Source organism: Pseudomonas sp. 1912-s (assembly GCF_029269205.1).
Taxonomy (GTDB): domain Bacteria; phylum Pseudomonadota; class Gammaproteobacteria; order Pseudomonadales; family Pseudomonadaceae; genus Aquipseudomonas.
Genome location: NZ_JARIXR010000002.1, coordinates 350,626 through 371,911, shown reverse-complemented (window position 1 = coordinate 371,911; position 21,286 = coordinate 350,626). Strand labels below are relative to the sequence as shown.

At 60.6% G+C, this 21,286-nt stretch carries 16 protein-coding genes and 1 tRNA gene; 11 read left to right on the top strand and 6 right to left on the bottom strand.

Annotation, left to right across the window (positions count from 1 at the left end; translation table 11 throughout):
* Positions 1 to 34 precede the first annotated feature (34 nt).
* The 3 genes from P3C29_RS04485 (at position 35) to P3C29_RS04475 (ending at position 4,164) form a co-directional block, all read left to right on the top strand.
* Complete coding sequence (locus tag P3C29_RS04485; RefSeq protein WP_003211000.1) at positions 35 to 1,306, top strand: YeaH/YhbH family protein; 1,272 nt, start codon at positions 35 to 37, stop codon at positions 1,304 to 1,306.
* Positions 1,303 to 2,865 (top strand): SpoVR family protein, encoded by a 1,563-nt coding sequence (locus tag P3C29_RS04480; RefSeq protein WP_010167279.1) that lies wholly within the window; start codon positions 1,303 to 1,305, stop codon positions 2,863 to 2,865. The genes P3C29_RS04485 and P3C29_RS04480 overlap by 4 nt, the downstream gene beginning before the upstream one ends.
* A 63-nt stretch (positions 2,866 to 2,928) precedes the next feature.
* Complete coding sequence (locus tag P3C29_RS04475) at positions 2,929 to 4,164, top strand: multifunctional CCA addition/repair protein (RefSeq protein ID WP_275963972.1); 1,236 nt, start codon at positions 2,929 to 2,931, stop codon at positions 4,162 to 4,164.
* Here P3C29_RS04475 and folK read toward each other — a convergent pair.
* On the bottom strand, positions 4,134 to 4,652 hold the full coding sequence (gene folK, locus P3C29_RS04470) for a 2-amino-4-hydroxy-6-hydroxymethyldihydropteridine diphosphokinase (protein WP_275963971.1): 519 nt from the start codon (positions 4,650 to 4,652) through the stop codon (positions 4,134 to 4,136). The genes P3C29_RS04475 and folK overlap by 31 nt on opposite strands.
* Complete coding sequence (gene folB, locus P3C29_RS04465) at positions 4,643 to 4,996, bottom strand: dihydroneopterin aldolase (RefSeq protein ID WP_003211007.1); 354 nt, start codon at positions 4,994 to 4,996, stop codon at positions 4,643 to 4,645. Before folB ends, folK begins: the two co-directional genes overlap by 10 nt.
* A 74-nt stretch (positions 4,997 to 5,070) precedes the next feature.
* Here folB and plsY point away from each other — a divergent pair, with 74 nt between their 5' ends.
* On the top strand, positions 5,071 to 5,640 hold the full coding sequence (plsY, locus tag P3C29_RS04460) for a glycerol-3-phosphate 1-O-acyltransferase PlsY (protein WP_010167285.1): 570 nt from the start codon (positions 5,071 to 5,073) through the stop codon (positions 5,638 to 5,640).
* 32 nt (positions 5,641 to 5,672) lie between these two features.
* On the opposite strand, the gene tsaD is transcribed toward plsY, so the two are convergent.
* On the bottom strand, positions 5,673 to 6,698 hold the full coding sequence (gene tsaD, locus P3C29_RS04455; protein ID WP_275963970.1) for a tRNA (adenosine(37)-N6)-threonylcarbamoyltransferase complex transferase subunit TsaD: 1,026 nt from the start codon (positions 6,696 to 6,698) through the stop codon (positions 5,673 to 5,675).
* 203 nt (positions 6,699 to 6,901) lie between these two features.
* Between tsaD and rpsU the strand changes: the two genes are divergently transcribed.
* From rpsU to P3C29_RS04425, 6 genes are all read left to right on the top strand, one after another.
* Positions 6,902 to 7,117 carry a 30S ribosomal protein S21 gene (gene rpsU, locus P3C29_RS04450; RefSeq protein ID WP_002551877.1) on the top strand — a complete coding sequence of 72 codons (216 nt, stop codon included), beginning with the start codon at positions 6,902 to 6,904 and terminating at the stop codon, positions 7,115 to 7,117.
* Positions 7,118 to 7,562: 445 nt separating this feature from the next.
* Positions 7,563 to 9,524 (top strand): DNA primase, encoded by a 1,962-nt coding sequence (gene dnaG / locus P3C29_RS04445; protein ID WP_010167378.1) that lies wholly within the window; start codon positions 7,563 to 7,565, stop codon positions 9,522 to 9,524.
* 67 nt (positions 9,525 to 9,591) lie between these two features.
* Positions 9,592 to 11,442 (top strand): RNA polymerase sigma factor RpoD, encoded by a 1,851-nt coding sequence (rpoD, locus tag P3C29_RS04440; RefSeq protein WP_010167380.1) that lies wholly within the window; start codon positions 9,592 to 9,594, stop codon positions 11,440 to 11,442.
* A gap of 121 nt (positions 11,443 to 11,563) precedes the next feature.
* Positions 11,564 to 15,307 carry an EAL domain-containing protein gene (locus P3C29_RS04435; RefSeq protein ID WP_275963969.1) on the top strand — a complete coding sequence of 1,248 codons (3,744 nt, stop codon included), beginning with the start codon at positions 11,564 to 11,566 and terminating at the stop codon, positions 15,305 to 15,307.
* 15 nt (positions 15,308 to 15,322) lie between these two features.
* Positions 15,323 to 15,399 (top strand) — tRNA-Ile (locus P3C29_RS04430).
* 145 nt (positions 15,400 to 15,544) lie between these two features.
* Positions 15,545 to 16,057, top strand: coding sequence for a hypothetical protein (locus P3C29_RS04425; RefSeq protein WP_275963968.1), 513 nt, complete (start codon positions 15,545 to 15,547; stop codon positions 16,055 to 16,057).
* A 9-nt stretch (positions 16,058 to 16,066) separates the two neighbouring features.
* Here the strand turns inward: P3C29_RS04425 and P3C29_RS04420 are convergent, their stop codons facing one another.
* Both P3C29_RS04420 and P3C29_RS04415 read right to left on the bottom strand, forming a co-directional pair.
* Positions 16,067 to 17,317, bottom strand: coding sequence for an amidase (locus P3C29_RS04420; RefSeq protein WP_275963967.1), 1,251 nt, complete (start codon positions 17,315 to 17,317; stop codon positions 16,067 to 16,069).
* 10 nt (positions 17,318 to 17,327) lie between these two features.
* Entirely contained in the window at positions 17,328 to 17,753 is a 426-nt protein-coding gene (locus P3C29_RS04415; RefSeq protein ID WP_010167388.1) for a VOC family protein, read from the bottom strand.
* Between the two features lie 113 nt (positions 17,754 to 17,866).
* Here P3C29_RS04415 and P3C29_RS04410 point away from each other — a divergent pair, with 113 nt between their 5' ends.
* On the top strand, positions 17,867 to 18,733 hold the full coding sequence (locus P3C29_RS04410) for a LysR family transcriptional regulator (protein WP_169386987.1): 867 nt from the start codon (positions 17,867 to 17,869) through the stop codon (positions 18,731 to 18,733).
* 42 nt (positions 18,734 to 18,775) lie between these two features.
* Here P3C29_RS04410 and P3C29_RS04405 read toward each other — a convergent pair whose 3' ends face one another.
* A complete protein-coding gene (locus tag P3C29_RS04405; protein WP_275963966.1) occupies positions 18,776 to 21,136 on the bottom strand; it encodes a glucose/quinate/shikimate family membrane-bound PQQ-dependent dehydrogenase in 2,361 nt (786 codons plus the stop codon).
* Positions 21,137 to 21,286: the final 150 nt, after the last annotated feature.

Below are 21,286 nucleotides of genomic sequence, written 5' to 3'. Positions count from 1 at the left end.
GCTTGTAACTTGAAGCTGCCCGGAGGGCTCCCACATGAGCTATGTGATCGACCGACGTCTCAATGGCAAGAACAAGAGCACGGTAAACCGCCAGCGTTTCCTGCGGCGTTACCGTGACCACATCAAAAAGGCCGTCGAAGAGGCCGTCAGCCGCCGCTCCATCACCGACATGGAGCATGGCGAACAGATCAGCATTCCCGGACGTGACATCGATGAACCGGTGCTGCACCACGGCCGGGGCGGCAAACAGACTGTCGTGCACCCCGGCAACAAGGAATTCACCAGCGGCGAACATATCCAGCGCCCCCAAGGCGGTGCGGGCGGCAAAGGCCCGGGCAAGGCCGGTAACTCTGGCGAAGGCATGGATGAATTCGTGTTCCAGATCACCCAGGAAGAGTTCCTGGAGTTCATGTTCGAAGACCTGGAACTGCCCAACCTGGTCAAACGTAATCTGACCGGTACCGACACCTTCAAAACCGTACGTGCCGGCATCAGCAACGAAGGCAACCCGTCACGGATCAACATCATCCGCACCCTGCGCTCGGCCCATGCGCGACGTATCGCCCTGTCTGGCAGCAGCCGGGCGAAACTGCGGGATGCCAAAGCCGAACTGGAACGCCTGAAACGAGAAGAACCGGACAACTTCGGCGATATTCAGGAAATCGAGGCCGAAATCGCCAAACTCAGCGCACGGATTCACCGCGTGCCGTTTCTCGACACCTTCGACCTGAAGTACAACCTGCTGGTCAAGCAACCCAACCCAAGCTCCAAGGCCGTGATGTTCTGCCTGATGGACGTGTCCGGCTCCATGACCCAGGCGACCAAAGACATCGCCAAGCGCTTCTTCATCCTGCTGTACCTGTTCCTCAAGCGTAACTACGACAAGATCGACGTGGTGTTCATCCGCCATCACACCAGCGCCCGGGAAGTCGACGAAGAGGAGTTCTTCTACTCGCGGGAAACCGGCGGCACCATCGTTTCCAGCGCCTTGAAGCTGATGCAGGAGATCATGGCCGAGCGTTACCCGGCCAACGAGTGGAACATCTACGCCGCCCAGGCTTCCGACGGGGACAACTGGAACGACGACTCGCCGATCTGCCGCGACATCCTGATCAACCAGATCATGCCATTCGTGCAGTACTACACCTACGTCGAAATCACCCCGCGCGAGCATCAGGCGCTGTGGTTCGAATACGAGCGCATCAGCGAAGCCTTCGCTGACACCTTCGCCCAGCAACAATTGGTCTCGGCCGGCGATATCTATCCGGTCTTCCGTGAACTCTTCCAGCGCAGGTTAGTGACATGACCGCCAAAGAGCATAAGCGCCAACCCATATCCACGGGGTCCGAATGGACCTTCGAACTGATCCAGGCCTATGACCGGGAAATCAGCCGCATCGCGGCGGGTTACGCCCTGGATACTTACCCCAACCAGATCGAAGTGATCACCGCCGAACAGATGATGGACGCCTATGCGTCCGTGGGCATGCCCTTGGGCTATCACCACTGGTCCTACGGCAAACACTTCCTCAGCACTGAAAAGTCCTACACCCGCGGCCAGATGGGCCTGGCCTACGAAATCGTCATCAACTCCGACCCATGCATCGCCTACCTGATGGAAGAAAACACCATCTGCATGCAAGCGCTGGTGGTAGCCCACGCGTGCTATGGGCATAACAGCTTTTTCAAGGGCAACTACCTGTTTCGCACCTGGACCGATGCCAGCTCGATCATCGATTACCTGGTGTTCGCCAAGCAGTACATCATGCAGTGCGAGGAGCGCCACGGCATCGATGCGGTGGAAGACCTGCTGGATTCCTGCCACGCCCTGATGAACTACGGCGTCGACCGCTACAAGCGCCCTTACCCGATCTCCGCCGAAGAAGAACGCTTGCGCCAGAAGGACCGGGAAGAGCACCTGCAAAAGCAGATCAACGACCTGTGGCGCACCATTCCCAAACGCGCCGGCAAGAACAGCGACAAGGACAATGCGCGCTTCCCCGCCGAACCGCAGGAAAACATCCTGTATTTCCTCGAAAAACATGCCCCGTTGCTGGAGCCCTGGCAGCGGGAAATCGTGCGGATCGTGCGCAAGATTGCCCAGTACTTCTATCCACAGCGCCAGACCCAGGTGATGAACGAGGGCTGGGCCACGTTCTGGCACTACACCCTGATGAACGACCTGTACGACGAAGGCCTGGTCACCGACGGCTTCATGATGGAGTTCCTGACCTCCCACACCAGCGTGGTGTTCCAGCCGGGCTTCGACAGCCCTTACTACAGCGGCATCAACCCGTATGCCCTGGGTTTTGCCATGTACCGGGACATCCGGCGCATGTGCGAACACCCCACCGAAGAAGACCGCCGCTGGTTCCCCGACATCGCCGGCAGCGATTGGCTGTCCACCATCAAATTCGCCATGAGCAGCTTCAAGGATGAGAGCTTCATCCTGCAGTACCTGTCTCCCCAGGTGATTCGTGACCTCAAGTTGTTCAGCATCATGGATGACGACCTCAAGGACGATCTGCTGGTACCGGCGATCCATGACGAACCGGGTTACCGCACCATCCGCGAAACCCTGGCGGCGCAGTACAACCTGGGCAACCGCGAACCCAACGTGCAGATCTACAGCATCGACGTACGCGGCGATCGCTCGCTGACCCTGCGCCACCAGCAGCACGACCGCAAACCGCTGGGAGAGTCAACTGAGGAGGTCCTCAAGCACCTGCACCGGTTGTGGGGGTTCGATATCCACCTCGAAACGCTGCAAGGCGATCAGGTGATGAAAACCCACCATGTTCCGCCCCGCAACGACCACAGCGATAACGACTACGGGCGCCTCGACCTGGCCGTTGTGCATCTGTAAAACCGCAAAGCCTCCATTGGCGCGCCACAGGCGTTATCCTGTGCCGCTAATGGAGGCTTTTTCATGCAAATCTACAAAGTCGGTGGTGCGGTACGTGATCGCCTGCTGGGCATCCCCGTTACCGATGTCGACCGCGTCGTAGTCGGTGCTACCACTGAAGAAATGCTCGCCTTGGGCTACAAGCCCGTGGGCGCTGACTTCCCCGTATTCCTTGACCCGAAAAACGGCGACGAGTACGCCCTCGCCCGTACGGAGCGCAAGAGCGGCCGGGGTTATGGCGGGTTTGTGTTTCACGCCAGCCCCGAAGTCACCCTGGAAGAAGACCTGATCCGCCGCGACCTGACCATCAACGCCATGGCCGAGGATGACAACGGCAACCTCACCGATCCGTATCACGGCCAGGAAGATCTGGAAGCACGCATTCTGCGCCACGTTTCTCCCGCATTTGCCGAAGATCCGCTCCGTGTCCTGCGCGTTGCCCGCTTTGCTGCGCGTTACGCCAGCCTCGGCTTTGCCGTCGCACCAGAAACCCTGGAGCTGATGCGCGAACTCAGCGACTCCGGCGAACTGGAAGCCCTCACGCCCGAACGCAGCTGGAAGGAGATTTCCCGCGCACTGATGGAAAATCAGCCGCAGGTGTTTATCCAGGTACTGCGCGATTGCGGCGCCCTGAAAACCCTGCTGCCGGAAATCGACGCCCTGTTTGGCGTACCGCAGCCCGAAGCTCATCACCCCGAGATTGATACCGGCGTGCACACCCTGAGCGTGCTGGAACAGGCTGCCCTCCATGCCCAACCGCTGACCGTGCGCTGGGCCTGCCTGTTGCACGATCTGGGCAAGGGCATCACGCCTGTGGATAAGTTGCCGCAGCACATTGCCCATGAGCATCACGGCTTGAAGCTGATCAAGGCGGTGAACGAGCGCTTCAAGGTGCCAAGGGATTGCCAGGAACTGGCGCTGCTGGTGGGCGAATATCACACCCATGGCCATCGCGCGCTGGAGCTGAGGCCCTCGACGTTGCTGGAGCTGCTGCAAAGCTTTGACGTTTACCGTCGGCCACAGCGTTTTGAAGAGTTTGTGGTGGCGTGCGAGATGGACGCCCGGGGCCGCAAAGGCCTGGAGCAGAGAAGTTATCCACAGGCGGATTATTTACGTGGCGCGGCGCTGGCGGCCAGAGGTGTGGCGGTCGCGCCGCTACTGGAACAAGGCTTCAAAGGCCCCGAGCTGGGTGAAGCGCTGAAACGCGAACGTCTCAAGGCGTTGAAAGCCTATAAGAGCGCATCCGGCGTCAACGACTGATCCCGCCACTCGAACGCGACCGGCGCCAATACCTGATCGATCTGTGCACCCTGCCAAAGCGCGGCAAATGACTTGCCCGCCTCAGGATGCACACGCTCCGGCGCCATCAACGACAGCGGCCACAGCACAAACGCGTTCTTCAGGATTTCGGCCCGGGGCAGAATCAGGCCATCGAAGTTACCCACCAGCTCGCCGTACAGCAACACGTCGATGTCCAGGGGCAAACCCTTGCGGTCCGGGGCGTAGCGGCCATTGTCGGCCTCGATGAACTTCAGTCGACGGTCCAGCTCCATCAACGGCAGGTCGGTAAAGGCCGACACCACCAGATTGAAGAATGGCCCGCTCTTGATGCCCACCGGCTGACTTTCAAACACCGGCGAGCAACGAATATCCGTCAGGAAGCCCGCCAGCGCGTCGAGGCCTGCGCACAAGTGCGCCTCACGCTCGATATTGCTGCCAAGGCCAAGGTAAACCTGAGTTAGCGACATCCGCGCTCGATCTCCACGCCCACGCCCTTGGCAGCCGGAACGGCGCCGGGCTTGGTCAGTTTGAGGTGCAGCCAGGGAATCTGGAATTCACTCATCAATACTTCGGCCAGGCGCTCGGCGAAGGTTTCCACCAGCTGGAATTGTGCCTGCTCGGCAAACGCCTGGATGCGGGCGGACACGCTGGCGTAATCCAGGGCCAGGGTCAGGTCGTCACCGGCAGCCGCCGGGCGGTTATCCCAGGCGAAGCTCAGGTCCAGACGCAGGCATTGCCGGATACCGCGCTCCCAGTCGTAGGCCCCGATCACGGTGTCGACTTCCAGGCCTTCGATAAACACTCTGTCCAAGCACTCTTCTCCGCTGCACGACAAGGGCGCGATGCCCCGTTAGAATCAGGGCGTCCTCGCCCGGAATAGTTAGCATGTTTTGGTTACTGGCGACTCTCGCCTACCTGCTCGGCTCGCTGTCCTTCGCCATTTTGCTCAGCCGCCTTACGGGAAATCCCGACCCGCGAATGAGTGGCTCAGGCAATGCCGGCGCCACCAACATGTTGCGCCTGGCCGGCAAGAAACTCGCCGTACTGACGTTGTTCGGCGACGTCTGCAAGGGCCTGTTGCCGGTGCTGATCGCCGACCTGGCCGGGCTTTCGCTGCAACAGCAAGCCTGGATTGGCGTCTGCGCCGTACTCGGCCACCTGTTCCCACTGTACTTCCGCTTTCGCGGCGGCAAGGGCGTCGCGACAGCGGCCGGCATGCTGCTGGGGATCTACCCACCGGCAGCGCTGCTGGCCATCCTGGCCTGGCTGCTGACGTTCTACCTGACCCGCACCAGCTCGCTGGCCGCACTGATCGCCACGCCCCTCACCCTGCCATTGCTGGCCTGGCAGGCGCCGGCGGCGCTGGTGCCGATGAGCGTGCTTACGCTGCTGATCGTCTGGCGCCACCGGGGCAATTTACGCGACCTGTTTGCCGGGCGCGAACGGCATTTTTAAATACGCCCGCCGAACCTGGCTCACGTTGCCGATTACAACGGCGGCAGTTGCTCCATCGGCCAGCGCGCCTGCACGCTGATAGCCAGGCTCTCATGCTGGCCGGCCTGCAAACGCTGGCAACCGGCATAGGCGATCATCGCGCCGTTATCGGTGCAGAATTCGGGACGGGCATAAAACACATCGCCCTTCATGTCGCCGAGCATTTTCTCCAGTGAGCTGCGCAATGCCTTGTTGGCGCTGACGCCGCCGGCGATCACCAGGCGCTTCATACCCGCCTGCTTCAAGGCCCGCTTGCACTTGATGGTCAAAGTCTCCACCACAGCCTGCTGGAACGCCAGAGAGATGTCGCAACGGGCTTGCTCATTGTCGTCTCCGGCGCTGACGCTCTGCTGCCAGGTGTTCAGGGCAGAGGTTTTCAGGCCGCTGAAGCTGAACATCAGGCCCGGGCGATCACACATCGGACGCGGGAAGGTGTAGCGCCCCGGGATGCCTTTTTCCGCCAGCCGCGCGATTTCCGGGCCGCCTGGATAATTGAGGCCCATCATCTTCGCGGTCTTGTCGAATGCTTCACCGGCGGCATCGTCCAGGCTTTCGCCCAAAAGCGTGTACTGGCCGATTCCGTCCACCTGAACCAGCTGCGTATGGCCACCCGAGACCAACAAAGCGACGAACGGGAACTGCGGCGGGTTTTCTTCGAGCATCGGCGCCAATAAATGGCCTTCCATGTGGTGCACGCCGAGCGCCGGAATACCCCAGGCAAAGGCCAGCGCCTGGGCGCAAGAGGCCCCAACCAGCAGGGCTCCGACCAATCCGGGGCCTGCGGTATAAGCAATGGCGTCGATCTCGGTCGGCACGCAGCCCGCCTCGTCCAACACCTGGCGAATCAAAGGCAGCATGCGTTTGACATGGTCACGGCTGGCCAGCTCCGGCACCACGCCACCATAGGCACGATGCAGGTCGATCTGACTGAACAGTGCGTCGGCCAAAAGCCCGCGTTCACTGTCGTAAAGTGCGACACCGGTTTCGTCGCAAGAGGTTTCTAATCCCAGAACTAGCATGGGTTTGCGCCTTGTAGAGGCTGAATTCGAAGGCGCGCATAATAGTCGTCGCTCCCCCTCCCGACTAGCGGTTTTCGATCAGAGGCTTTGCATTCCGGGCAATGAGGGGTTAACATCCGCAACCCTTAAAAACCGACGACCTCAGCCGCGAATTTTTTGCGACGAGAACGTTGATTCCCGGTAATGAAAGAAGGTAGCTCTGGATGCCAGCCGTCAAAGTAAAAGAGAACGAACCCTTCGACGTAGCTCTGCGTCGTTTCAAGCGCTCCTGCGAAAAAGCCGGTGTTCTGGCTGAAGTTCGTAGCCGCGAATTTTATGAGAAGCCAACTTCTGAGCGTAAGCGTAAAGCAGCAGCCGCTGTTAAGCGTCACGCCAAGAAAGTTCAGCGCGAGCAGCGCCGCGCCGTTCGTCTGTACTAATACACAGACGTTCGTAGCAAGCTTCTGCCAAGCCCGGCCCTCAGCCGGGCTGTTGGCATTTGCGGATATCGCTTGATGCTTCACCGTTGACGCCGCACATGCGACTGAAACGAACTGCTTCACACGTCAGGACTGGCTCTTTTGCCAGCGGTGCACGTCTCTTCTGACGAGCCTAACAAGGCTACTGACGAGCACACTTATTTTTTAACAGGCGATCAACAGGTCGGCTGCGCCCACCGTTGAGCTTCCGAGGCCCCCACATGGCCAAGACCGGACTCCCGGGCAACATTTCTACGCCGGGCACTGATCGGAACTAACGTCAGTGAATGTTCGGCAGATACACTTCCTGACAGACCAAGCAGACGACAGTTGATCGAGCCGCACACCCTGCGTGCCTTGAGCACGTTGCGGGCCCTCTTTTACACGCAGTGATGACGAGAACGCCATGGCCGGGCTAATTCCCCAGAGCTTTATTGACGACCTTCTGAACCGCACCGACATCGTCGATGTTGTCAGCTCGCGCCTGCAAATGAAAAAGGCCGGCAAGAACTACACCGCCTGCTGCCCGTTCCACAAGGAAAAGACGCCGTCGTTCAGCGTCAGCCCCGACAAGCAGTTCTACTACTGCTTCGGCTGCGGCGCCGGCGGCAACGCCCTCGGCTTCATCATGGACCACGACAACCTGGACTTTCCCCAGGCCGTCGAGGAACTGGCGAAAGCCGCCGGCATGGAAATCCCCCGCGAAGAAAGTGGCCGCCCGCACAAACCGCGACAACCCACCGATTCGCCGCTGTACCCGCTGCTCACCGCCGCCGCCGACTTTTACCGCCAGGCGCTGAAAAGCCACCCGCAGCGCAAAGCCGCCGTCGATTACCTCAAGGGCCGCGGCCTGACCGGTGAAATCGCCCGCGACTTCGGCCTCGGCTTCGCCCCGCCCGGCTGGGACAATCTGTACAAGCACCTGAGCAGCGACACCCTGCAGCAAAAGGCCATGATCGACGCCGGCCTGCTGGTGGAAAACGCCGAGACCGGCAAGCGTTATGACCGTTTCCGCGACCGGGTGATGTTCCCGATCCGTGACAGTCGCGGTCGTATCATCGCGTTCGGCGGCCGAGTGCTGGGGGACGACAAGCCCAAATACCTGAACTCACCGGAAACCCCGGTGTTTCACAAAGGCCAGGAACTCTATGGCCTGTTTGAAGCGCGCAAGAACAACCGCAACCTCGACGAAATCATCGTGGTTGAAGGCTATATGGACGTGATTGCCCTGGCCCAGCAAGGCTTGCGCAACGCCGTGGCGACCCTTGGCACCGCGACCAGCGAAGAGCACTTGAAGCGCCTGTTTCGCGTAGTACCCAACGTATTATTCTGCTTCGACGGCGACCAGGCCGGCCGCAACGCAGCATGGCGTGCCCTTGAATCGACGCTGTCGAGCCTGCAGGACGGACGGCGCGCGCGCTTCCTGTTCCTGCCCGAAGGCGAAGACCCGGACACCCTGGTCCGCTCCGAAGGCACCGACGCGTTCCGCGCGCGCATCAACCAACATGCACAACCGCTGGCCGATTACTTTTTCCAGCAACTGACTGAAGAGTCCGACCCGCGCTCCCTCGAAGGCAAGGCCCACATGGTCACCCTCGCGGCACCGCTGATCGACAAGGTTCCGGGGGCCAACCTGCGGACCCTGATGCGTCAGCGCCTACTGGAAATTACCGGTTTGAGTGGCGAGGCCGTCAGCCAGCTGGTGCACAGCGCACCGCAAGAGGCGCCGCCGGCCTACGACCCGGGCATGGATTACGACGCCATGCCGGACTATTCCGACTTCCACCAACCGCAGGAGGCCTACACGCCCCAGCAGGAGTGGACACCGAAGAAACCCGGCGCCGGCGGCAAGAAATGGGACAAGAAACCCTGGGACAAAAACGGTAAACGTGGCGGTGACCGTGACGAACCGCGCGGCCCGCGCGTCCCAGCAGCAGTAGAGCCACCCACCATGGCGGCCCTGCGTACGTTATTGCACCACCCGCAGCTGGCACAAAAAGTCGAAGACGCGGGGCACTTTGCGGCCGAAGACCACACCAATACACAACTGTTGGTGGCCCTGCTCGAAGCCGTACAGAAGAATCCTAAGCTAAACTCATTCCAGCTGATTGCACGCTGGCACGGCACTGAACAGGGCCGCTTGCTGAAGGCATTGGCAGAAAAGGAATGGCTGATTGATGGCGATAACCTTGAACAACAGTTTTTCGACACCATTACTAGCTTGGTAGCTCGTCAACGCGAGCGAAACCTGGAACAACTTCTTCGAAAAGCGCGTCAGAGTGAATTGACCGCCGAAGAGAAAAATCAACTGCGCGACCTTTTAAGTCGCAATGTTTCCGCATCAAACCCGACCTCAGCTGGCGTGTGAGGTCATAGCTCGGGTATAATCCTCGGCTTGTTTTTTGCCCGCCAAGACCTTCAGTGGATAGGGTGTTATGTCCGGAAAAGCGCAACAGCAGTCTCGTATCAAAGAGTTGATCACCCTTGGTCGTGAGCAGAAGTATCTGACTTACGCAGAGGTCAACGACCACCTGCCTGAGGATATTTCAGATCCAGAGCAGGTGGAAGACATCATCCGCATGATTAATGACATGGGGATCCCCGTACACGAGAGTGCTCCGGATGCGGACGCCCTTATGTTGGCCGACGCCGATACCGACGAGGCAGCCGCTGAAGAAGCAGCCGCCGCGTTGGCAGCGGTCGAGACCGACATCGGTCGCACGACTGACCCTGTGCGCATGTATATGCGCGAAATGGGTACGGTAGAGCTGCTGACACGTGAAGGCGAAATCGAAATCGCCAAACGTATCGAAGAGGGCATCCGTGAAGTGATGGGCGCAATCGCGCACTTCCCAGGCACGGTTGACCACATTCTCTCCGAGTACACTCGCGTCACCACCGAAGGTGGCCGCCTGTCCGACGTCCTGAGCGGTTATATCGACCCGGACGACGGCATTGCGCCACCTGCGGCTGAAGTTCCGCCACCGATCGATGCCAAGGCTGCGAAAGCAGACGACGATACCGATGATGACGAAGCTGAAGCCAGCACCGATGACGAAGAAGAAGTCGAAAGCGGTCCGGATCCGATCATCGCAGCCCAGCGTTTCGGCGCGGTCTCCGATCAGATGGAACTGGCTCGCAAGGCCCTGAAGAAGCACGGTCGCGGCAGCAAGCAGGCAACTGCTGAACTGCTGGCCCTGGCGGAACTCTTCATGCCGATCAAACTGGTACCGAAGCAATTCGAAGGCCTGGTTGAGCGGGTTCGTAGCGCCCTTGAGCGTCTGCGTGCACAAGAGCGTGCGATCATGCAGCTCTGTGTCCGTGATGCGCGCATGCCGCGTGCCGATTTCCTGCGCCAGTTCCCGGGCAACGAAGTCGACGAAAGCTGGACCGACGCACTGGCCAAAGGCAAAAGCAAATACGCTGAAGCCATTGGTCGCTTCCAGGCCGACATCGTTCGTTGCCAGCAGAAGCTGACTGCATTGCAGACCGAAACCGGTCTGACGATTGCCGAGATCAAGGACATCAACCGTCGCATGTCGATCGGTGAGGCCAAGGCCCGCCGCGCGAAGAAAGAGATGGTTGAAGCGAACTTGCGTCTGGTGATCTCCATCGCCAAGAAGTACACCAACCGTGGCCTGCAATTCCTCGATCTGATCCAGGAAGGCAACATCGGCTTGATGAAGGCTGTGGACAAGTTCGAATACCGTCGCGGCTACAAGTTCTCGACTTATGCCACCTGGTGGATCCGTCAGGCGATCACTCGCTCGATCGCCGACCAGGCCCGCACCATCCGTATTCCGGTGCACATGATCGAGACGATCAACAAGCTCAACCGTATTTCCCGGCAGATGTTGCAGGAAATGGGTCGCGAACCGACCCCGGAAGAGCTGGGCGAACGCATGGAAATGCCTGAGGATAAAATCCGCAAGGTATTGAAGATCGCTAAAGAGCCGATCTCCATGGAAACCCCGATCGGTGATGACGAAGACTCCCATCTGGGTGACTTCATCGAAGACTCGACCATGCAGTCGCCAATCGATGTGGCTACCGTTGAGAGCCTGAAAGAAGCGACTCGCGACGTACTGTCCGGCCTCACTGCCCGTGAAGCCAAGGTACTGCGCATGCGCTTCGGCATCGACATGAATACCGACCACACCCTTGAGGAGGTTGGTAAGCAGTTCGACGTTACCCGTGAACGGATTCGTCAGATCGAAGCCAAGGCGCTGCGCAAGCTGCGCCACCCGACGAGAAGCGAGCATTTGCGCTCCTTCCTCGACGAGTGATCACAAAAACCCCGGCCCAGGCCGGGGTTTTTGCTTTCTACAGTTTAAATTCTCCCCGCCTCACCTCCCCCGCAATGCCCGTCTACACTCGAAACATTCCCCGTGCCATAACGAGACCGTTATGCCCAGATTGCCGACCGTGTTACTGCTGTCGCTGCTGACCTGGACCGCAACGGCTGGCGCGTTGACTCTCACTGATGAAGAGCGTGTCTGGTTGGCGGACCACCAAGAGTTGCGCCTGGGCGTCGATGCGTCTTGGCCACCCTTTGAATACCGCGATGAAGACGGTCGTTACCAGGGCCTGGCCGCTGATTACGTGCGACTGATGCAGGATCGCCTTGGGGTCCGGCTGAAGCTGATTGAGCCGGTGAACTGGAGCGCGGTGCTGGAGCAGGCCCGCAACAACCAACTCGACCTGCTTCCGGGCATCATGTCCACGCCGGAACGCCAGGGCTTCCTGTCGTTTACCCGGCCTTATCTCGACTTCCCCATTGTCATCCTCGCCCATGAAGGCGGCCCGCAACCGCGCAACCTCAAGGACCTGTATGGGCTGAAGGTGGCCGTGGTGGAGAACTACGCCCCCCACGAACTGCTGCGCACTCACCACCCCGACCTCAACCTGGTCGCCATGCCCAACGTCAGCTCAACGCTGCAGGCCCTCGCCACCGACAAGGTCGATGCGGTAGTCGGCGATTTGGCGTCCAGCGTATGGAGCCTGCGCCAGCTCAAGCTGGAAGGCTTGTACGTCAGTGGCGAAACGCCCTACCGATATCAATTGGCCATGGGCGTACCCAAGGACGACAAGATGCTGGTAGGCATCCTCGATAAAGTCCTGGCCGACATCAGCCCGGCCGAGACCGAGGCTATCCAGCAACGCTGGGTCGGCAATGTCATCGACCACCGCACACTCTGGACCGACGTGCTGCTCTACGGGCTGCCCGCAGTGCTGTTACTGAGCACTGTGCTGGCCGTGGTTATCCGGATCAACCGCCGGCTCAGCTCGGAGATTTCCCGCCGGGTCGCCCTCGAACAGGAATTGCGCAGCAGCGAATACCATTATCGTGGCCTGGTGGAGAGCCTTTCCGCGATCGCCTGGGAAGCCAGCATCAGCGATTTCACCTACAGCTACGTGTCGCCCCACGCCGAGGAACTGCTGGGTTATCCTCGGGCCCATTGGCTGATCCCGGGCTTCTGGCGCAACATCATTCACCCCGCCGACCTGACCCGCACAGAATCCTATTGCTACGCAGAAACCCGAGCCAACCGCGACCACAGTGTCGACTACCGGGTGATCACCGCCGATGGCCGCTGCCTGTGGGTGCGGGATATCGTCAGCCTGATCGAACACGGCCACGAGCCGGTACTGCGCGGCCTGATGATCGACATCAGCGAAGCCAAGCGCACCGAGGAGGCGTTGCAGCTTTCGGAGCAGAAATTTGCCTCGGTATTCCAGCAATGCCCGGACATCCTGGTGATCGCCCGGCTGTCCGACGGCTGCCTGATGGAGGTCAATAAAGCCTTCGAAGACCAGATCGGACTGAGCGCCGAAGAAGTCGTGGGAAAAACCGCCACCGAACTGAATATCTGGGGCATTCAAGGTGTAGGCCCCGGCCTGCTGCAACGGGTACAGACCACCAGCATCCGCAACCTGGAAATGCCGTTCCTGCGCAGCAACGGCCAGGCCTTCACCGGGCTGATTTCCGCCGAACCGTTTCAACTCGACACCATCGAAGCCCTGGTGGTGGTGGTGCGCGACATCACCCAACTGAAAGAAACCCAGCAGCGCCTGCAAACCTCTGAAGAGAAGTTCGCCAAGGCCTTCCACGCCTCGCCCGATGGCCTGCTGCTGTCGCGCCAAAGCGATGGCCTGCTGATTGAGGTCAACGAAGGCTTCAGCCGCATAACCGGCTTCAACAGCGTGATGTCACTGGACCAGTCCACCCTGGACCTCGGCATCTGGGTCGACCTGAACGAACGCAAGGAGATGCTGGAGCGCCTGCAACGGGATGGGTTTGTCCGCGACTTTGTCTGCCACATCCGCCGCAACGACGGCGAGATTCGCCTGTGTGAAGTCTCCAGCCGCCCGCTGCCCATCGGCGACGAGGACTGCATGCTGACCATCGCCCGGGACATCACCGAGCGCCAGCTGATGCAGGAAAAACTGCAACAGGCCGCCACCGTCTTCGAGAGCACGGCCGAAGGCGTACTGATCACCGACACCCGGCAAAACATCAGCGCCGTGAACCGCGCCTTCAGCGAGATCACCGGCTACAGCGAAGCCGAAGCCCTCGGCCAAACCCCGCGCTTGCTTGCCTCCGGCCTGCACGACAGCGCCTTCTACGCGGCCATGTGGCACCAACTGACAGCCAACGGCCACTGGCAGGGCGAGATCTCCAACCGGCGCAAGAACGGCGAGTTATACCCTAGCTGGCTGACCATCAGCGCGGTGCGCAATCGTGAGCAGTCGATCACCCACTTTGTCGCCGTGTTTGCCGACATCTCCAGCCTCAAGCACGCCCAGGCGCGCCTCGATTACCAGGCCCACCACGACCCGCTGACCGGCCTGCCCAACCGCACCCTGTTTGAAAGCCGCCTGCAGGCCGCCCTCAACCATCAACAGGAAACCGGCAGCCAGGGCGCCGTGCTGTTCCTCGACCTCGACCGTTTCAAACACATCAACGACAGCCTAGGCCACCCGATTGGCGACCTGCTGCTCAAGGACATTGCGGTGCGCCTCAAGGACCAACTGCGGGACGTCGACACCGTTGCGCGCCTGGGCGGCGACGAATTCATCATCCTGTTGCCCGGCCTGCAACAAGCCAGCGACGCCGAACACCTGGCCAATAAACTGCTGGCCTGCTTCACCCCGCCGTTCCAGGCGGGCGAGCACGAGTTCTTTATCAGCGCCAGCATCGGCACCAGCCTGTACCCACGGGACGGCGTCGACGTCGCGACCCTGGTGAAAAACGCCGACGCCGCCATGTACCGCTCCAAGGCCAAAGGCCGCAACCGCGTCGAAAGCTACACCGAGGACCTCACCGCCCAGGCCAACGAACGGGTGGCGCTGGAGCACGAACTGCGCCGGGCGATCGAGCGCGACGAACTGTTCCTCTACTACCAGCCAAAACTGAGCCTCGACACCCAACAACTGATCGGCGCCGAAGCGCTGATTCGCTGGCTCCACCCCACCTTTGGCGAAGTGCCGCCCGAGCACTTCATCGCACTGGCCGAAGAGAACGGCATGATCCTGCAGATTGGCGACTGGGTACTGGAACAGGCCTGCCGGCAAATGCACGACTGGAGAGAGGTCTTTGATGACTTCGGCCCACTGTCCGTCAACCTCGCCGGCGCGCAACTGCGCCACCCCAACCTGCTCGCACGCATCGAACAACTGCTGCGGGACAACCACCTCGAGCCCGGCTGCCTGCAACTGGAAATCACCGAAAACTTCATCATGAGCCAGGCCGAGGAAGCACTGGAGGTGCTGCACCAACTCAAGGGCCTGGGCGTGCAACTGGCCATTGATGACTTCGGCACCGGCTACTCGTCCCTCAGCTACCTGAAGCGCCTGCCGCTGGACTTCCTGAAGATCGACCAATCCTTCGTCCGCGGCCTGCCCGATGACCCACACGACGCGGCCATCGTGCGCGCCATCATTGCCCTGGGCCACAGCATGCAATTCACCATTATCGCCGAAGGCGTGGAAACGCCTGCCCAGCAAGCGTTCCTGGCGGCTGAAGGCTGCGAACAGATGCAAGGCTACATCGTCAGCCTGCCGCTGCCGCCGGACGTTTTCGCCGCGACGTTCCTTCGCATGAGTGTTTCGGACTTTTCGGATGGCACAGCGAAGAAACCATCGCTATAATCCGCGGCCTACTGAGGGCCTATAGCTCAGTTGGTTAGAGCAGGGGACTCATAATCCCTTGGTCGTAGGTTCGAGTCCTACTGGGCCCACCATCTTGAAAGCCGCGCATTGCGCGGCTTTGTCGTTTCTGGCGCCTGAGGCGTTCAGCCATGAAACATTAGTTAGTTGTCCCGCACGGCTACGGCTAAGACCATGATTCCCAGTCAACGCCACTCCAGCACGAGGGAAACTTGTTCCATGCATCCGAAGAAACGTTCGCCGCACAACCCAATCCACAGCCTGGGCATGCGTGCCGCGGCCACCGTCGCAATCACCCTCGCCACCTTGAGCGGCGCACAAGCCGCCCCCGCCAACACTGACACCATCAAGGCATTCAAGCTGTGCACGGGCGCCGACAACAACTCCCACGTACTGGAAGGCACCATCGACCAGAGCATGCGCAATGACGTGACTGCTATTCACTTCAAGCAAACTGCGGCGCACTCTTCCTACAGCTGGCATAACGACCCGGAGCCTCAGTACGTGATGACGCTGTCCGGCACGCTGGCGTTCGTGACGCGCGGCGGTGAGAAGTTCACGCTGCACCCGGGTGAAGTGCTGATTGCCGAAGACAATACCGGCACAGGCCATCGCTGGAATCTGGTGGACGATCAACCGTGGCGACGCGGGTACGTGGTGTTGAAGCCTGGCGCGCCGGATTCGTTTATCCCGAACGATCATGCCGCTGCGAAGGTGTGCAAGGGGTCGTAGTCTCGCTGATCACGCCAACGCATCAACTATGACCTGCGCCGTACCTAGCAACGGCGCATCCCCTCTAAACGCCCCAACCACCTGCAACCCCACCGGCAATTCCCCATCCCCACCCGACACCGGCACATTCACCTGCGGCAAGCCAAACGCGCCCCAGAACTTGATGAAGTCCGACGGTCCCGTGGTCTCCAACCCCTCCGGTGCCAACATCCCGCAGGAAACACTCAACATCGCATCAAACGGCTGGCAGATCTGCGCCAGCTGCGGGGCCAGTTGTGCCAACCGCGCCTTGGCTGCCGACTCCTGCTCCCAACTCGTCGCCCTGGCACGCTCGATCATGGCCAAGGTCGAGTCGCTGAGCAATTCAGGATGTGCCTGAAATTCCTTGGCCAATGAGCGGGCACCTTCGCAATCGTTGATCAACTGGTGATCCTCGAATACTCCGTCGAATGCTTCGGGCAGCACGACTTCACTGACTGGAAACCCCAACCGGGCGATCGCTTGTTCAATCGCCTGCGCCACCGACGGCTGCACATCCGGCCAGCGAGAGGTGCGGCAGAAACCAAGCCGCAGCGGCCGACGCGCTGCCTCAACAGCAGGAAACCCCGGAATCAACACCCGCGCCACCCGCTCAAGATCGCGCACCGAACGCCCATACCAACCCACCGTATCGAAGCTGGGCGCGAGGGGTTTCACGCCCTCCAGCGAGACCAGCCCAAACGACGGTTTGAAGGCATACAACCCGCAGTAAGCCGCAGGCTTGAGCAACGATCCAGCCGTCTGGGTACCCAACGCCAACGGGAAAAACCCGGCGGCCATCCCCGCCGCAGAACCCGCACTGGAGCTACCCGGCGTACGGGCCGGATCAAGCGGATTACGCGTTGGCCCCGTGTTCATGTAGGCAAATTCAGTGGTGTGGGTCTTGCCCATGATGATCGCGCCCGCCTGGCGCAGCAGCGTCACCACATGGGCATCCCGCGAAGGACGATTACCCTGGTAAATCGGCGAATAGAATTCCGTTGGATGGTCGGCCGTATCAAAGATGTCCTTGATCCCAACCGGCACGCCCGCCAGCAGGCCGGCACTTCCCTCAAGCTGCCTTGCCTGCTCGCGTACCGCTTCAGGCTCGAAGGATACAAAAGCCTGGATCTGCGGCTCGTCGATACCTGTCCGCGCAAGAAAGTGCTCAGCAACCAAGGCAGGCGTAATACCACCAGCACCCACCGCCTCAGCGATACCCGTCGCGTCGAATTGATTCATCGACGCCCCCTCACTTGGCAAACAACTGCCCAATATCCTTGAACGCCTTGAACTCCAGCGCATTGCCGCACGGATCGAACAGAAACAACGTCGCCTGCTCACCCACCTGGCCCTTGAAGCGAATATGCGGCTCCAACACAAACCGGGTATTGCGCGCCTGGAGACGCTCAGCCAGCGCATGCCAATCATCCCAACTCAGCACCACGCCAAAATGCGGTACCGGCACATCGTGGCCGTCCACGGCATTGGTGTGCGCCGCCTCTTGAGAAGCGGTTTTCGGATGCTCATGAATAACCAGTTGATGGCCGAAGAAGTCGAAGTCGACCCAGTGATCACTGGCCCGCCCCTCCTCCAGGCCAAACACCTCACCGTAAAACTGCCGCGCAGCCGCCAGGTCGAATACCGGAATTGCCAGGTGAAAAGGAGCCAGTGCCATCAGGTCTAACCTCTGTGGGTATTAAGTCCTTCCGAGTCTAGCCTTGCCGTAACCGATGGAAAGACGATAGTTTTCGCATCGAGCTCAAATTATTTCGATCAATCGAGACGCCCATGCTGCGGGAACTGAAAACTTTTATTGCCGTCACCCGCCATGGCACATTCGCCGCAGCGGGCATGCACATCGGGCTGACGCAGTCGGCGGTCAGCGCGCAGATCCGCCAGTTGGAGCAGGTGCTTGGCGTGCAGTTGTTCGATCGCACCGGGCGCCAGGCCACGCTGAATGCGGCGGGCATCCGCGCGCTGCCGCTGGCCAAGGAAATTCTCGAGACGTTTAACCGCATGGCCGTGCCGGTGGACGCCAATGAATACCGTGGCGAGTTGAAAGTCGGCGCCATCACCACCGCCCAGACCGGCCTGCTACCCCAAGCCCTGGTGCGCCTGCGACACGCGGCGCCGACGGTGGAGTGCAAGTTGGTGCCGGGGGTTTCCCTCGAGCTGCTCAGCCAGGTGGACGCGGGCGAACTGGACTCGGCGATCATCATTCGCCCGCCCTTTGATTTGCCCAAGGAGCTGCACGTGCAGGTGCTGCGCAAGGAGCCGTTTGTGCTGATCGTGCCGCAAACGGTCAAGGGTGATGACCCGCTGCAGCTGCTCGCCGCTCAGCCCCATGTGCGCTACGACCGTGCTTCGTTTGGCGGGCGGCTGGTCAGTCGTTTTCTGCGGGAACAGCGGTTGGACGTGCAGGTTGCGCTGGAGCTGGACGAGATAGAAGCCCTCGTCAAGATGGTCGAATGCGGGCTGGGCGTTTCACTGGTTCCCCACGCGGGACTCTGGCTGGACCGATCCCCGCAGGTGCGGGTCATCCCGCTGGGCGAACTGACCTTTCACCGGGAAATCATCCTGCTGAGCCGCTACAGCCAACGTAACCTTCCCGTGCCGCAACTCTTTGCCCGGTGCCTGCTGGCTGACGTGAGCTAAGCCGCAAAAAAAAGCCGCACATCCGTGCGGCTTTTTCAGGCCCTATTTCTTGGGCAACGCATAGGCAATCACATAATCCCCGCGGTCCGGCGACTGTCGCGCGCCGCCGGCGGTGAGCACGATGTACTGCGTGCCCGTCTTGGGCGACACGTAGGTCATCGGCCCGGATTGGCTACCGACAGGCAACCGGGACTTCCAGATTTCGTTGCCGTTGCCGGTATCGAACGCGCGCAGGTAGAAGTCCTGGGTACCGGCGAAGAACAACAGGCCAGACTGGGTCGCCAGCGACGCGCCGAGGGTTGGCATGCCAATCGGAATCGGCATGTGCATGCGGATGCCCAGCGGCCCGGTGTCTTCAACCGTGCCCACCGGCACTTGCCACATCAGCTTGTGGGTTTTCAGGTCTATCGCAGACATCGTGCCGAACGGCGGTTTCTGACACGGAATGCCCGCTGCCGAGAGGAAGCGCTCACGCATGGCGCCAAACGGCGTACCGGCCTGCGGCACCACACCCATCTCGATGCCGCTGGCACCGGCTGCGATCTTGTCGCGCGGGATCATGTAGTTGGCCAAACCCAGGCGCATGTCGTTGACGAACATGTAATTGGTGTTCGGGTCCACCGACACGCTGCCCCAGTTCATACCGCCCAGCGAACCCGGGAATTGCAGCGCCCGGTCCAGGCCAGGCGGCGTATAGACGCCCTCATGCCGCATGCCTTTGAACTGGATGCGGCACATCAACTGGTCAAACGGTGTGGCGCCCCACATATCGGATTCGGTCAGTTGCTGATTGCCAATCGACGGCATGTCCACCGAGAACGGCTGGGTCGGCGAATACCGCTCGCCGGGCACATTGCCCTGAGGCACCGGACGCTCTTCGACCCGGGCGATGGGCACGCCGGTTTCGCGGTTGAGCAGGAAGATTTCACCTTGCTTGGTGACTTGAGCCAGGGCCGGCTGTACGCCGCCGTTTCCATCCGGAATATCGTAGAGCAGCGGTTGCGCCGGCAGGTCGAAATCCCACAGGTCATGGTGCGTGGTCTGGAAGTGCCAGCGCACCTGGCCGGTCTTCACGTCGATGGCGACGATGGAGGAACTCCACTTGTCGTCATAGGCAGTACGCTCACCGGCAAAGAAGTCCGGGGTAGCGTTACCGGTGGGCAGGTAGACCAGGCCGAGCTTCGCGTCGTAGGACATGGCCGACCACACGTTCGGCGTACCCCGGGTGTAGGTCTCGCCCGCAGGTGGCCGTTTGGTGGTGTTCGGGTTGCCCGGGTCCCAGGCCCACACCAGTTCGCCGCTGTGCACGTCAAAGGCGCGCACCACGCCCGGCGGTTCGCCGGTGGAGAAGTTGTCTGCCACGCGGCCGCCGACGATCACCACATTGCCCGCCACCAGTGGCGTCGAGGTTTGCTGGTAATAACCAGCCTTCACTTCGCCCATGTCGGTTTTCAGGTCGATGGTGCCGTGGTCGCCGAAGTCTTCGCAGGGCGCGCCGGTTTCAGCATTGATCGCAATCAACCGGGCATCGCCGGTCGGCAGAAACAGACGTTTCACACAGGCTTTAGCGCTGGCCGGTTGCTCGCTGGCGCTGCTGTCGAAATAACCCAGGCCCCGGCAACGCTGCCAGTTGGGACCGCTGCCCTGTGGGTCGAATTTCCAGCGCTGGGCGCCGGTGTCGGCATCCAGGGAGAAGACTTTGCCGTAGGCGGTGCACACGTAAACGCTGTCACCGATCTGCAGCGGGGTGTTCTGGTCTTCGGCGCCGGCGCCGTTGCTCTCGGGGATGTCGCCGGTGTGAAAGGTCCAGGCCACCTGCAACTTGTCGATGTTGCCTTTGTTGATCTGGTCCAGCGCGGCAAACCGATTGCCGGCGGTGGTATTGCCCCAGTGGGCCCAGTCTTTTTGCTCGGTGCCCGGTGTCACCGCAGTCACCGCAGGCTCACTGCTGGCCTTGACCACGTGAGTCGGCACAAACATGTACGCCAGGGTGGCGACCACGCCAAGGCCCAGCAGCCCGGCGACACCATAGGCACCACGCCCGGGTGTCGACCCCGAGGCGCGGGCGAGTTGTGGATAAATCAGTGCGACCACCAGGCCGATGACGGCAAAGGTCAGGACCCGCGACACCAAAGGCCAGTATTCCAGGCCCGTGTCCCACACTGCCCAGATCGCGGTCAGCACCAAGGCCACGGCGTATAGCCACGCGCCTTGAGGCTTGCGCTTGGCGATCAGCAGGCCGGAGACAAGCATCGCCAGGCCCATCAGCAGGAAATACCAACTGCCACCCAGCGCCACGAGGTAACCGCCACCGCCCGCCAAACCCAGGCCGATCAACGCGATCAGCAGGCCCAGCCCCATCAGCAAAAATCTGCTGCCGGTGGCAGCCCCAAAGTTATTCATTTCGCAAACGTCCTTCCCGTATACCTAACGGGAAATAATGTACCAAATAGTTACTTTTAACAATCTGACCCAAATTAAAGTGTTCGATCAGCGGCGAAAATAAATTCTGGGGCTTACTTGAAGTGGAATTTTATTTCCAATAATGTTTGT